Source organism: Helicobacter sp., from assembly GCF_022770205.1.
GTDB lineage: Bacteria > Campylobacterota > Campylobacteria > Campylobacterales > Helicobacteraceae > Helicobacter_D.
The window spans coordinates 15,186-29,480 of sequence record NZ_JALEIK010000016.1 but is presented as its reverse complement, the minus strand read 5'-3'; the positions used below and the strand labels follow the sequence as shown (position 1 = coordinate 29,480).

Sequence of the window (14,295 nt, the reverse complement as noted above, 5' to 3'; positions counted from 1 at the left end):
ATTTCCTTAAAAACACGCAAAAACTCTACAATTTTACCTTATTTTAATTTATATCTCTTTTACAGAAAGTTTTTTCAATCATTTCTAGGAATTTAGATTCCAACTTTTTTAAATTTTTCATTTTGGAATACTCTTTGCTTAAAGCCTCTATAAAATTTGCACAAGGATGTGCTAAAGGAATCATAATGGAAAATCTAAAACCCCAAAATACTCTGTTTATCGTGTTTTCTACTCTAGCAATGGTAACCTTCTTTACCGCCTGCGCCACCACAGATCCACAAATCTCTTTTAAACCACCAGCCTATGTTGAAGAGCTGCCCCCTAGGGAAGAAGAAGACAACTTTGGAAACCCCGGAAGTATCTTTGGGCAGGGCGATAACTTGCTCTTTTCAGACCGTCGCGCTATGCAATTAAACGATTTAGTCACCGTAATCATTAACCAAACCGCGCAAGCAACTTCAAGTGCAAATAAAAATCTCAATGAAACTTCAAGCGCAACACTCACAGGACCAGGAATTACATTTGGCGGACCAAGTCAAAGCATTAGCAACCTTGCTAATAAGCTAAACAATCTCACTGGCTTTGGAATTACCACAGGACAAAATACTTCCACATTCCAAGGCTCAGGCTCACAAAACCGCCAAGAAACATTCTCCACAACCATTGCAGCACGCATTATTAAAGTGCTCCAAAACGGAAACTATTTCATTGAAGGAAGCCGCGAAGTGCTCATTAACGGAGAGAAACAAATCATCCATTTAAGCGGTGTTGTGCGCCCTAATGATATTGCCCGCGATAACACCATTGAATCGCGCTTTATTGCTGATGCAAAGATTATGTATGACACACAAGGGGAACTAAAGCGCAACACAGAAAAAGGCTGGGGGACAAAACTTGTTGAATCCATCTGGCCTTTTTAAAGGCTTATTTAGACTATTAAGATACAATACGCAAGTTTCTTTCAACTTCTTAAGATAAAGGACTTGCGTGCAAACTCAATATTTTACAAGCACTCGTGGCGGAGAAAATTTAAGCATTACCTTTAAAGACGCCATCCTTAACCCAAGTGCTTCTTATGGTGGATTATATACATTAGAAAAACTCCCAAAATTTAGTAATGAGGAAATAAAAGCATTTGCTAAACTGAACTATGAAGAACTCACACACACTATTTTTGATGCATTAGGCTTAAATATCCCAAAAGAGCTTTTATGTAAAGCATTAAGCCTCTATCAAAATTTTGATGACAAATCCACTCCCGCACCAATGTATCCTATGACACCTTATTTAAGTGTTCAAAAACTCTATTGTGGTCCAACGCGCGCTTTTAAAGATATGGCATTGCAACCCTTTGGTTTGCTCTTTAGTGCATTTCTACAAAATAATAAGAATGCGCAAAATTATTTAGTTTTAGTAGCAACTAGTGGTGATACAGGTCCAGCAACTTTGCAAAGCTTTGCAAATCAGCCAAATATTAAGGTGGTATGCATCTATCCAAAAGGTGGAACAAGCGATGTGCAACGCTTGCAAATGACAACCATCAATGCAAATAATATCGCGGTTTTTGGAATCAATGGGGATTTTGATGACGCACAAACTTTGCTAAAAAATCTATTAAAAGATTCACATTTTAATGCAACTCTAAAATCAAAAAATATTGCACTAAGTGCTGCAAATAGCGTAAATTTTGGCAGAATCGCTTTTCAAATCATCTACCACATTTATGCAAGCTTGCAAGTGTATAAAAGCGAAAAAGTCCATACCATCGTGCCTAGCGGAAATTTTGGTAATGCACTTGGTGCATTTTATGCAAAACTTATGGGCTTTCCCATTGAACGCATTTGGATTGCCTCTAATGCAAACAATATTTTAACAGAGTTTATCAACACCGGCGTGTATGATATTTCTAATAAATCTCTAAAGAAAACTTACTCTCCTGCAATGGATATTTTAAAAAGCTCTAATATTGAACGGATGCTCTTTGCGCTTTTTAACTCCCATCGCACACGGGAATTAATGGAATCCTTAGAGCAAAGCGGTAGATACGCTTTAAATAAAGAAGAGCTAATGTGGGTGCAGAGCTATTTTGGTGCGACAAATTGTGATGATAACTTTTGCTTAGAAACCATCAAAAAATACGCTAAACAAGGCTTTATTATAGACCCACACACAGCTTGTGGAATCAAGGCTTATGCAACCATCCAAACCAAACACCCCAACGCAAAATGCGTGCTTTGCTCCACAGCGGAATGGACGAAGTTTGCCCCAACGCTTGCAAAAGCCCTTGATTTAGGTGATTTAAGCGACAAAGAAGCTCTACAAACCCTTGCACAAAATTATAAAATTCAAATCCCTAAACAAATTAATGCTTTATTTAATCAAAAAGAAATCCACAATAAAGTGATAAATAAAGAAGAATTAATGGATAATATTTTACAATGGTTATAAGGATTTATAATGCTTTACTTTTCTGACTTACTCTTAAAATTACAAGAATTTTGGCATCAACAAAACTGCCTTATTATACAGCCTTATGATATTCCCGCAGGGGCTGGCACATTCCACCCCGCAACATTGCTTAGAAGTTTAGATTCTAAACCTTGGAGTGTGGCTTATGTTGCGCCTTCACGCCGTCCAACAGATGGACGCTATGGAGAGAATCCAAACCGCTTAGGAAGTTATTATCAATTCCAAGTTTTAATCAAACCTAGCCCAAATAACATTCAAGAGCTTTATTTAAAGAGTTTAGAATATTTAGGGCTTAATCTAAAAGACCACGATGTGCGTTTCATTGAAGACAATTGGGAATCTCCAACACTTGGTGCTTGGGGGCTAGGCTGGGAAGTGTGGCTTGATGGAATGGAAGTTACGCAATTTACCTATTTTCAGCAAGTTGGTGGAATCCCTTGCGAACCTGTGGCAGTGGAAATCACTTATGGCACAGAACGCCTTGCAATGTATCTCCAAGGTGTAGAAAATATATTTGATATTAAATGGAATCCAAATTACACTTATGCAGATGTGCATTTAGAAGGTGAGTTTGAGTTTTCAAAATATAATTTTGAAGTAGCAGACACCGCAATGCTTTTTGATTTTTTTGCAAAAATGCAACAAGAAGGCAACCGCTCACTTGAAGCAGGATTGCCATTGCCTGCTTATGATTGTGCGATGCTTGCAAGCCATTTATTTAATGTGCTTGATGCAAGAAAGGCAATTTCTGCAACTGAACGCCAAAACTACATTTTAAAAATCCGCGAACTCTCAAAGGCTTGCGCAATGCTTTACAAAGAGCAAGAACCTTTACGCCAAGAACGCCTAGAAAAAGCGCAAAGAAAATAACTGATGCAAACATTAAAACTTTTAGAAACTTTAGATTCCATTAGCCCTTTTGCGCTCCAAGAAAAATGGGATAATTCTGGACTAATTCTAGGTGCGTTCAATAGGGAGTTTTCTCAGATTTACCTTAGCCTTGAAGCCACTTTAGAAAACCTTGAAAAAATGGATTCCAACTCTATGCTTATCACGCATCACCCCTTAATTTTTTCTCCACTTAAACAGCTAGACTTTACCGCTTATCCTGCTAAACTCTTAGAGCTTGCAACCAAAAAGAATATCCAACTCATCGCAATGCACACAAATTTTGACAAAACGCATTTTGGAAATTCTGTTGTGCAAAAACTAGGCATTAAAACTTACGCACAAGAAGACTTTGCTGTGCGCTTTTTATGGGAAGATTCCATAGAATCGCTGGCACAATGTGTAAAAGAAAAACTAGCAATTCCAACCCTTAAATTCACGCAGGGCAATTTTAAAACCCCACAAAGAGTTGCCTTAGTTACAGGAAGTGGTGGGAGTTTTGTAAGAGAACTTAAGGCAATGGATTGTCTTATTACAGGAGATGTAAAATACCACGAAGCGATGGAAGCACAGGCATTAGGGATTAACATCATTGATTGCGGACATTATGAATTAGAGTGCTATTTTGGGGAAATTCTATCCCCAATTTTGACAAATTATGGCTATAAAGCTATAATTTTGCCTTCACAAAATCCCTTTAGTTTTATCTAAAAATAATTTAACCTTTGGAGCTGTTTAATGAATAAGCATTTAAGCCAATTAATAGAGATTGCAAATCTTGATAAAGAAATTGATTCTTTTGAACCACGCATTAAAGAAGCAAAAAAAGAATTAAGTGCAATAGAGGAAGAAGAAGCAAAATTAAACCACCAAGAAGAAGAGTTAAACACAACTTCTAACGACATTGCGCTGTCCATTCAAAAAAATGAAAACCATTTAGAAGATTTGTCATTAAAACTTGAAGAAATTGCTAACAAAACAAAACTCATCAAAACAGAAAAAGAAAGCAAAGCCCTAAGCCTAGAAGAAGAATTAGCAAAAGAACAAATCACCTTTGCTAACGAAGAAATTGCACGCTTAAATGGAATCTTAAACAACAAAAAAGAGGCTTTAAAAGAACTAGAGCATAGCATTAAAGCATTAAAGGAAGATAAAAAAGAGATTGCACAAAAAGTAGAAGGAGAAGTGCAAAAAGTCAAAAACGAACAAAAAAAAATCTTTACCCAAAAAGAAGCATTAATTAGCAAAATGGACCAAAAAATCATCTCTTTTTATGAAAAAATCCGCAAATGGGCAAAAAATACAAGCGTTGTGCCTGTAACACGCCAAGCTTGTGGAGGCTGTTTTATCCGCTTAAACGATAAAATCTACTCCGATGTTATCCGCTCTGATGACATCACCACTTGCCCACATTGCGGCAGAATCCTTTATAACGAAAATTAATCCTTGATGTATGGTTTATGGCTATTATCTCTTAATGTGTATGGTGCATCTTTGCGCCCTGCCCTTTTTATTTTTTCTAAGCTTTAAACCAAAATACAAAGTTTCCTTAAAAAAGCGTTTTTTTATTCCCACCCCATTACCAAAAGGTCAATATTATTGGTTGCACGCCTGCTCCTTTGGTGAAGTAAAATCCCTTCAAAGCATCATTAACACATTACAAAATAACCTTAAACATCCAACAAAAATTTTACTCACCACCACCACCCAAACAGGCTTTACGCTTGCTAAAACACTCTATCCAAACTGCACTATTGCTTATTTACCCTTTGAAAGCTTCATTCCCTTTTGGTTAAAAAACAAGACAATCATCTCCCTAACCCTAACAGAAGCAGAACTTTGGCTAATGCCACTCTTTTACACACACTCTAAAGGAGGCAAAACACTCTTAATCAATGCTAGAATCTCTACACGCTCCTATCCGCGCTATTTACGATTCCGCTTTTTTTATGCAAAACTTTTTAGCTATCTCCACAAAATATTCTCCCAAAGTCAAAGGGATAAAGAACGCCTAGAATCCCTAGGGGCGCAAAATGTAGAAGTTTATGGCAATCTTAAACTTGCTGAGATTCCACAAGTTAGCACGCATTACACTCCCCCTAATGCTCCCTTATGGATTATCGCTAGCACACATAGCAAAAATAACCAAAGCGAGGAAACATTGATTTTACAAAGTATTTTGGAATCTTTTTTTAAAAAAACGATTCCAACTCCACAAAATCTTACGCACAATACACCGCATTTTCTCTTTGCTCCACGCCACCCAGAGCGCTTTTTAGAAGTGGAACAAACACTCAATGCCATCTTAAAAGATAATCATCTCCCGCCTTTAGTCAAAACATCTGCACAAGGCATACAAAACGCACTCAATGCCCCCTTTATTTTATTAGATTCTTTAGGAGAGCTTAATAATCTCTATGCAATCGCAGATGCTGTTATTCTAGGTGGAAGTTTTTTGCCAAACATCGGCGGACACAATCCCATTGAACCTGCCTACTTTCACACAAAATTAATCAGCGGTCCTTATATCTTTAATCAACAAACACTCTTTTTAAGTGTCAAAAATTGTGTCATTTGTAAGATAGAATCGCTCACAGAAATTCTACAAACTCCGCTAGAAAACTCTTATATCACGCAAAAACTAGATCTTACAAAAATCATTCAAACCTTAAAGGAACCCAAATGAATCCCAACAAATTCTCAAAAACTACAAAAAACTACAAAAAAGATTCCAGCTTTTTTAAAAAGCCATCACAAACAAAAAAAGACAACCTTACACCACCCCTAAAACTCCCTAAAAACGCACAAAAAGCCTATAAACTTCTAGCCTTACAAGAAAACATCTCCAACAACGCAGCTAAAGCCCTAATTGATAGGGGATTAGTGAGTATCAAGGGCAAAAAGATTCTACTTGCAAGAGGGCTACTCTCCCCAAACGCACACTTTAGTATTCAACAAATCCAAAACATTCAAGAGATTTTTCAAGACACAAACATTTTAGCCCTTGAAAAACCCGCCTTTCTTACAAGCGAAGAAGTTGCTAAAAACTATCCACAATGGACACTTTTACACCGCCTAGATAAAGAAACAAGCGGAATCTTATTGCTTGTTAAAGAAAATAGCCCTTTTCATTTGCGCGCAAAAGAAGCATTCAAACAACTCCAAGTCTTAAAGCAATACACAGCCATTGTAGAAGGAATATTAGAGGAAGAATGCGAAATCACAGCCCCCTTAATCATCAAAAAAGGCAACTCTGCAAAGGTAAGTGTTAGCAAGACAAACACGGGACAAAAGGCAATCACACACATCACTCCCCTTGAAATCTCTGGCAAGAAAACAAAACTAGACATAGAGATAAAAACAGGCAAAACCCATCAAATCCGTGCCCATCTAGCCCATATCAAGCACCCAATCATTGGCGATACTCTCTATGGAGCAAAGCCTGCAAATCGCATTTTACTCCACGCACGCCGCATTGCCTTGCTAGGCTATGATTTCATAGCAGAGGAACCTAGTGCATTTATTTTTAAGGATAATCTTTAAGAATCTTCTTTGGATTCTATATTTTCATTTTCAACAATACCTAAAGTCCTTGCTGCAAAGCCTAAAGTCATTCCTTGCACCAATACAGAAATAAACACCATAAAAAACACCACATTGAAGATGAATTGTGCTTGTTCTAAACGATACACAAAAGGATAGGTTGCTAAGATAATTGGCACAGCTCCACGCAAACCTACCCAAGAAATGAAGAGTTTTTCTTTATTGTTGTATCGGCTTGTTATTAAAGATGTAAAAACTCCCAATGGACGCGCAATAAACATTAGCACAAACACAAGTGCTAAGGCTTGTAAGGCAACTTCAGGTAATTGTGAGGGAAACACAAGCAATCCAAGCACTAAAAACACTGTAATTTGCATCATCCACGCAATAGCATCGTGGAATGCAATGATATGAGACTTATAAGGAAATGCAAATTTATTTATCATAATCCCTGCAATATACACACTTAAATATCCATTCCCTCCAAGCAAGGCAGAGAGTCCAAATATCATAAAAAGCCATGCAATGCTGATTAATGGATAAAGTCCGGGTTGAGAAATGTTTGCCTTTGTGCAGATTTTTGGAAACATATATCCACAAAAAAGTCCAAGTGCGCCTCCAATGGCAAATTGCGCTACAAATTGCACAACCCATTCCCAAGGCGATGTGCTATCTTGCATAATAATAAGTTGCAACACCGTAATGGTTAAGAAAATTGCCATAGGATCATTGCTCCCTGATTCCAATTCTAAAAGTGGCTTGATATTATGCTTTAGTCTTATTTTTTGTGAGCGTAAAATCATAAAAACAGCCGCTGCATCTGTTGAGGACACAATAGAGCCAAGCAATAATGCTTCTAATAATGTTACATTCCATATGAAATAAAAAAATCCTGCCAACACCAATGCAGTTGCTAAAACTCCAAGTGTTGCGAGCATAATTCCGCTCACCATCACAGGTTTAATTTGTTCCCAATGTGTGTCTAATCCTCCGCTATATAAAATAAAAATCAGCGCAATTGAACCTACTGCTTGAGCTAAAAGTGTGTTGTCAAAGTCAATTCCTGCAATCCCATCACTTCCTAAAAGCATTCCTAAAATTAAGAAAATCAATAATAAGGGAAGTCCAATTTTTTCAGAAATTTTGCTTGCATATACACTTAAAAATAAAATAACACCCACAACAACGATGTACCCATTTAAGTTATTAATAATTTCTAACATCTTATCCCTTTAAATCTTAATGCGTGCCTGCAAAGCACGAATGATGGAGAGTTGATCCACATTTTCTAAACTCACTCCTGTGGGAATCCCTTGTGCAATTTTTGTAAAATGTAATCCAAAATGCTCTAGCTTATCCTCCAAATATAACATCACACTATCACTTCCAAGCGATGGACTAAAAGCAAAAATAATCTCTTTGATTCTAAATTTCACAATACTCTTCTCTAATTTTTCTAAATCCAACTTTTCAAGGCTATCAAGCACAAAATACTTTCCTAAAAACTCTCCGCTTTCTTCTAACAAAAATATTTCTCTAGGATTTGCCACAATGCAAAGCTCACCATTATTGCGTGTAGCATCTAAACAAATCCCACAAACTAGCTGATTTGTAATTCCTCCACACTCCTCACAAGTGCGCAACTCTTGGACGCAGCGTTCTATATTGTGTGCAACCTGCAAGGCACTAAACTTATCTTCAAATGCTAAAAAGTAGGCTAAACGCATTGCAGACTTTCGCCCAATGCTTGGAATTTTCTCTAAGGATTCCACAAGTTTTGCAAAATTTTCAGGATAAGACTTCATACAACTTCTACCAAAAATATCATAATCAGCAATAATTATAAATAAATTAGGATTAAAAATCTATAAATTACAGCACGCACTTAAGCGAATTTAACTCCTTATAAAACTTTATTGCGCTACAATATGCCCTATTTTATTTTGCAATATTTAGGAGTTGTTTTGGAAGAATTTGATTATTATGAAGTCTTAGAAGTTCAACGCACAGCAAGTGGCGAAGAAGTCAAAAAAGCCTATCGCAAAATGGCACTCAAATACCACCCTGATAGAAACCCAGGGGATAAAAATGCCGAAGAGATGTTCAAAAAAATCAATGAAGCCTACCAAGTCTTAAGCGATAAAGAAAAACGCCAAATCTACGACGCTTATGGCAAAAAAGGCTTAGAATCTAGTGGTTTTGGATTTAGTGACATAGAAGGCAGTATTTTTGATATTTTTAACTCTGTTTTTGGTGGCTTTAGCAGATCTAGTAGGACTTCAAGGCAAAAAAGGAATGAAAAATATCCGCGCGATTTAGCAATAGAGCTTGAAATCAGTTTTGAAGAAGCCGTTTTTGGATGCAAAAAAGAAATTGAAATCCCTTATAAAAGTGCTTGTCAAGAATGCAAAGGCACAGGCGCAAAAGATGGCAAAATCACAACTTGTAGCACTTGTAAGGGAAGCGGTAGAGAAACATTTTCACAAGGTTTTATGACCTTTGCACAAACTTGTTCTAAATGCTATGGCAGCGGAGAAATGGCAGCGGAGAAATGCCCTAAATGCTCTAGTAAGGGGTATCAAAATGAAAAAGAAAGATTTGAAATCAATATTCCAGAAGGCATAGATAGCAACAATCAAATGCGTGTGCAAGGGCGTGGAAATAAAATGCCAGATGGCACGCGTGGGGATTTATATGTGGAGATTTTTGCCAAAGAGGATGCACATTTTATCCGCCACCACAATGACATCTACCTAGAGGTGCCCGTGTTTTTTACTCTTGTAATGCTTGGTGGAAACATTAAAATTCCAGCACTCACAAAAGAATTAGAACTAAAAATCCCAATTGGCGTAAAAGACAAGCAGCAATTTGTGTTTTACGGAGAAGGAGTTAAAAGTGTTAATAGGGATAAAAGAGGAAATTTCATCGCAGTTGTAAATATTGTTTATCCAGAAAAACTAGAGGAAAATCAACGCACACTTCTTACAGAACTCCACAAATCCTTTGGGTATGAAGACTCTAAGCCCATTGCCTGCCACGAAGGCTTAATGGATAAGATTAAAAATTGGTTTAAATGACGCAATATGTTGGAATCCAAAATTCTCCCTTAGGGGAAATTTTGGTAATGGATAACGGAGAGGAAATTTTAGAAGTGCGCTTTAGACAAAATATTTCACAACTTTATCTCCAATCACATAAGCAAAGCCCTTTAACGCTTGCTACTTTTTCACAACTTAAAGAATATTTAACTCAAAAACGCCAAGTTTTTACACTGCCACTAAACCCAAAAGGAACAGCATTTCAAAAAAGTGTTTGGAAAATTTTATGCACAATTCCTTATGGAGAGACTTTGAGTTATGGAAAAATCGCAGACATCATAGGTAACCCAAAATCCGCACGCGCCATTGGAAGTGCAAACCACCACAATCCCATCGCAATCCTCATCCCCTGCCACAGAGTCATTAGCGCAAATGGTGCAATCAATGGCTATGCAAGCGGAATCCAAAAAAAGATAGAATTATTGAAATTAGAAGGATACAAACCCAAAAAGGGCTTATGGAAGCTATAAAACAGCATATTTGATAGAAATACAAGCCTCCAAACTAGAAAGCTCATCAAGCACACTTTGAGAAACTGCATCATCAACAATGATTAACGCTAACGCCTCCCTACCATAACGCCCCAATCGGAAGTCTGCAATGTTAATGTTATGCTTTGCTAAAGTCGTCCCAACAAAGCCTATAACACCCGGTGTATCATCATTTCTAAAAAGAATCATTTTGCCTTTTGGCGCAATATCAAGAGCAAAGTTATTAATATTCACAATTTTTGGTGTATCCTCATTAAACACTGCTCCGCTTACACTAAATGTTCCCTTCTGTGTAAGAAGAGTGAGTTTAATTCTATTCTTATAAACACCCTGAGACTCCCTACCTACAAGCTCCACTTCAATCCCTCTCTCTTGTGCCACATAGGGAGCATTGACATAATTCACTTTATCGCCAACTGTTGCATTTAAGATTCCAACAAGCGCAAAGGTTGACAGCGATGCAAGATATTCTTTAATCTCACCTTCTGCTTCTAGCGTGATAGAGCGCACTGCATCTTTATTTACCTGAATTGCAAAAAATGCCATTTTTTGCACAAGCTCTAAATAGGCATGCATAAAGCTTGGCAATTCATTTTCTTTAATGGGCAAATTTAGCGCATTAGGAAAACTTGAACCTCGCGCTGCTTCTAATGCTGCTTCAGCTGCTTGGATTGCGATTTTCTCTTGGGATTCTAGCGTATTTGCTCCAATGTGTGGTGTAACATAAATATTCTTTAAATCCAAAAGTTTATTACTCGTGCCGGGTTCTTTTGTGAAAACATCAATCCCAGCCCATCGCACTTTTCCAGATTCCAATGCTGCATAGAGTGCATCTTCATTATACAATCCACCACGCGCACAATTAATCAAAATCACGCCCTCTTTCATTTTTGCAATCTGTGGCGCGTCAATGATATTGATGGTTTCTTTATTTTTTGGCGTGTGGATTGTGATAATATCGCATTTTAAAATGTCATCAAAATTCCTTGTGTATTTAATCCCAACATCTGTTGCCTTTGTAGGATTGATATAAGGATCATAAGCCATCACTTCCATTTCAAAAGCCTTCATACGCTTTCCAACACGGCTTCCAATATTCCCAAAACCAATAATTCCTAGCTTTTTATCCTTAAGCTCTGTGCCATACCAGTCCTCACGCTTCCATTTGCGCTCTGCCTTTAACTGCGCATTAGCATCAGGAAGATTGCGAATCGCACTTAAAATATGCGCACAAGTTAGCTCCACAGCGGCAATGGTATTTGCTGTTGGCACATTCATCACCACAACACCTCTTTTGCTAGAGTTTTCAATATCTACATTATCCACACCAACACCAGCACGCACAACAGCGCGCAACTTAGAAGCGGAATCCAAAAAGCTAACATCTACATCAGTAGAGCTTCTAGTGATTGCAACATCTGCCTTATGCAATTCCTTCTTAAGCGCATCTTTTGGCAAATCTGCTAAATTTAACAGCGTAACTTCAGAATCTCTTGCTAATAAATCCAAGCCACTCTGATGGATAGGATCACAAACGATAATTGTATATTTTGACATTAACTCCTCCGTTTCTTAGGTTTTAGATAAAGTATAATCAATTGCGTAATGCTTAAGTTTATCTAAAACACTGCGCAAATAATTTTCATCCTCCGTAGCAACAACTAGCCAAATGTTTTCACCGATTTTATAATAAGAATATTCAATATTATGTGCTCCAAAAACCTGATTAATGCAAAAAAACTGATAATCGTTAATCACGCCCACTGAAACCCTAAAGACTTCTTTTATACTCTTTTTTGCATTATTTGCATACAAAAGCTTCACTTGTAATTCAGAAGTAGGATAAATAAACTCTCTCTCACTCTGACTAGACAAACGATCTAGCCAATCAGGTGAATGGGCGTGCTGTAAATCACTAGGTTTTGCAAGCTCATAAGGACTAATTTCTGGAAGTTCATAGATATTTATCGCACCAATATAGTTACGCATTAAAACAAACAATAACAAACAAGTAAAGATTGAAAAAATGCCAATTAACAACCTTACTTGCACAAATAACTCCTAAGCTCTAAGAAATTTGATCCTTAATAATATCCCCTAATGTCATCTTATCGCTTGCATTATCGTTGAAATTTTTAAGATTTGTCTTTTCTTTTTGTCTCTCTAAACGACGCACAGAAACACGGATTCTATTATTTGGCGCATCAATTAAAGAAATCACACCATCAATTTTATCGCCAGTTTTAATTTCTTCTTTTTTAAGGGGGATTAAATCTTCATTACGGATTAACGCATCCATTTCATTATCAATTTTAATAAATACACCAAAATCTTTCACATCTCTAACAATCCCAGTTACAGCGTCATCCAATGAATATTTTTTTGCAAACTCATCAACAGGAGATGCAATTAATCCTTTGCGCGTTAAAGAAATGCGCTCTTTTTGACGATCAATTTTAGCAATTTTTACCTCAACACTTTCGCCAATTTTCATTAAATCCTTGCATTTTTCGTTTTTATTCCAATACGCATCTTCATTGTGTAATAAACCATCAATGCCATCAAGCTTCACAAATGCGCCAAAATCTGTTAAAGTCGCAACAACACCTTCTAAAACTTCACCCTCTTTATGTTTTTTTACAAATTGCTCAAATGGCTTATCCAAAAGCTTCTTTAAGGACACCCTTAAACGACGCTCTTTTGAATCAATCTCAATGACTTCGACATCAATTTCTTGCCCAACTTTTAAAAACTCCTCTGGGTTTTGAATGTTTTTATTCCAAGAAATTTCAGAAATATGCAAAAACCCTTCAATATCATTTCCTAAATCCACAAACACACCATAAGGTTCAATATTGCTAACTATAACTTTAATCGCATCGCCCACCTCAAGCTCGTTTTCAACTTCCTTCCAGGGATCTTCTGTTGTTGCTTTAATAGAAAGAGCTAAACGGCGCTTTTCTTTGTCGTAGTTTAGAATCTTAATGGGCACTATATCCTCTTCTTTGTAGAGTTTAGAAGGATTAACAGGTCCTTTATAGCTAATTTCCGTATAATGCACCAAACCTTCCACGCCATTAACATCAACAAACATTCCAAAACTTGTGATTTTCTTCACTTTACCTTCTAGGACACCCTCTTCTTTTAAGAGATTATCCAAAGTATCTTTTTTCGCCGTATTTTCAAGCTCAAATAAACGCTTACGGGAAATCACAATGCTATCCTCCTCAGGCTTAACATTAAGAATACAAGCTTTAATTTTCTTACCCTCAACCTTACTGCCCTCTTTAAACGCAGCAGCAAATTTTGGCATAAAAAATTCTATACCACCACCATCAACAACATATCCACCTTTATTGCGTTTCACAACAACGCCTTCTACAATTTTATCTTTATATGCACCACTCAAACTTTGAATGTATTGGCGCATTTTCTCCCTGCGAATCGCTTTTTTATAAGAAACAATGGGCTGCTCATTGCGTCTGCCTGTAATCACAATTGGCAGAGTATCGCCCACTTTAAACAGCAAATTCCCTTGCGCATCTAAAATTTCATCAAGCACTACAATCCCCTCTTTCTTTTCACCCGGAACAGCAATAATGACTTGATTATTCTCAATGGCAACAATATTTCCCTCAGAAATACGCTCATTCTCTTTTTTCTCAAATTGTTCAAACATTGATGCGAAATCCTCATTCTCATCAATCACAATCTTTTCTAACTCTTCTGTATTAATTCCTACAACAGCCATCTATGCCCTTTAAAAAATAAATTTTGAAATTCTAATCAATCTACCCTTTTAAAAG

Annotated in this window: 14 protein-coding genes; 9 read left to right on the top strand and 5 right to left on the bottom strand. The window is 36.9% G+C overall.

Annotated features, from left to right (window positions below):
• Positions 1-185: 185 nt before the first annotated feature.
• From flgH to MRZ19_RS02695, 7 genes are all read left to right on the top strand, one after another.
• Entirely contained in the window at positions 186-920 is a 735-nt protein-coding gene (flgH, locus tag MRZ19_RS02725; protein ID WP_291030083.1) for a flagellar basal body L-ring protein FlgH, read from the top strand.
• A gap of 67 nt (positions 921-987) precedes the next feature.
• A complete protein-coding gene (thrC, locus tag MRZ19_RS02720; RefSeq protein WP_291030081.1) occupies positions 988-2,448 on the top strand; it encodes a threonine synthase in 1,461 nt (486 codons plus the stop codon).
• Positions 2,449-2,457: 9 nt separating this feature from the next.
• Complete coding sequence (glyQ, locus tag MRZ19_RS02715; RefSeq protein ID WP_291030079.1) at positions 2,458-3,339, top strand: glycine--tRNA ligase subunit alpha; 882 nt, start codon at positions 2,458-2,460, stop codon at positions 3,337-3,339.
• A 3-nt stretch (positions 3,340-3,342) separates the two neighbouring features.
• The gene (locus tag MRZ19_RS02710; protein ID WP_291030077.1) at positions 3,343-4,068 is read left to right on the top strand and encodes a Nif3-like dinuclear metal center hexameric protein; all 726 of its coding nucleotides are present in this window, start codon (positions 3,343-3,345) and stop codon (positions 4,066-4,068) included.
• Positions 4,069-4,095: 27 nt separating this feature from the next.
• Entirely contained in the window at positions 4,096-4,800 is a 705-nt protein-coding gene (locus MRZ19_RS02705) for a zinc ribbon domain-containing protein (RefSeq protein ID WP_291030075.1), read from the top strand.
• Between the two features lie 10 nt (positions 4,801-4,810).
• Positions 4,811-6,043, top strand: coding sequence for a lipid IV(A) 3-deoxy-D-manno-octulosonic acid transferase (gene waaA, locus MRZ19_RS02700; RefSeq protein WP_291030073.1), 1,233 nt, complete (start codon positions 4,811-4,813; stop codon positions 6,041-6,043).
• Entirely contained in the window at positions 6,040-6,900 is an 861-nt protein-coding gene (locus tag MRZ19_RS02695) for an RluA family pseudouridine synthase (RefSeq protein WP_291030071.1), read from the top strand. Before waaA ends, MRZ19_RS02695 begins: the two co-directional genes overlap by 4 nt.
• Here MRZ19_RS02695 and MRZ19_RS02690 read toward each other — a convergent pair.
• Both MRZ19_RS02690 and recR read right to left on the bottom strand, forming a co-directional pair.
• The gene (locus MRZ19_RS02690; RefSeq protein WP_291030070.1) at positions 6,897-8,123 is read right to left on the bottom strand and encodes a potassium/proton antiporter; all 1,227 of its coding nucleotides are present in this window, start codon (positions 8,121-8,123) and stop codon (positions 6,897-6,899) included. The genes MRZ19_RS02695 and MRZ19_RS02690 overlap by 4 nt on opposite strands.
• Positions 8,124-8,132: 9 nt before the next feature.
• The gene (gene recR / locus MRZ19_RS02685; protein ID WP_291030068.1) at positions 8,133-8,705 is read right to left on the bottom strand and encodes a recombination mediator RecR; all 573 of its coding nucleotides are present in this window, start codon (positions 8,703-8,705) and stop codon (positions 8,133-8,135) included.
• A gap of 159 nt (positions 8,706-8,864) precedes the next feature.
• On the opposite strand from recR, the gene dnaJ reads away from it, so the two are divergent.
• Together dnaJ and MRZ19_RS02675 are read left to right on the top strand one after the other, a co-directional pair.
• Entirely contained in the window at positions 8,865-9,977 is a 1,113-nt protein-coding gene (dnaJ, locus tag MRZ19_RS02680; RefSeq protein ID WP_291030066.1) for a molecular chaperone DnaJ, read from the top strand.
• Entirely contained in the window at positions 9,974-10,468 is a 495-nt protein-coding gene (locus tag MRZ19_RS02675) for a methylated-DNA--[protein]-cysteine S-methyltransferase (protein WP_291030064.1), read from the top strand. The genes dnaJ and MRZ19_RS02675 overlap by 4 nt, the downstream gene beginning before the upstream one ends.
• On the opposite strand, the gene serA is transcribed toward MRZ19_RS02675, so the two are convergent.
• Genes serA through MRZ19_RS02660 form a run of 3 tightly spaced genes read right to left on the bottom strand, consistent with a single transcriptional unit; the run spans position 10,463 to position 14,240 of the window.
• Positions 10,463-12,046: a phosphoglycerate dehydrogenase gene (gene serA, locus MRZ19_RS02670; RefSeq protein ID WP_291030062.1), complete on the bottom strand. Its 1,584-nt coding sequence runs from the start codon at positions 12,044-12,046 to the stop codon at positions 10,463-10,465. The genes MRZ19_RS02675 and serA overlap by 6 nt on opposite strands.
• A gap of 15 nt (positions 12,047-12,061) precedes the next feature.
• A complete protein-coding gene (locus tag MRZ19_RS02665) occupies positions 12,062-12,541 on the bottom strand; it encodes a hypothetical protein (RefSeq protein ID WP_291030060.1) in 480 nt (159 codons plus the stop codon).
• A gap of 16 nt (positions 12,542-12,557) precedes the next feature.
• Positions 12,558-14,240 (bottom strand): 30S ribosomal protein S1, encoded by a 1,683-nt coding sequence (locus tag MRZ19_RS02660; protein ID WP_291030058.1) that lies wholly within the window; start codon positions 14,238-14,240, stop codon positions 12,558-12,560.
• Between the last annotated feature and the right edge of the window lie 55 nt (positions 14,241-14,295).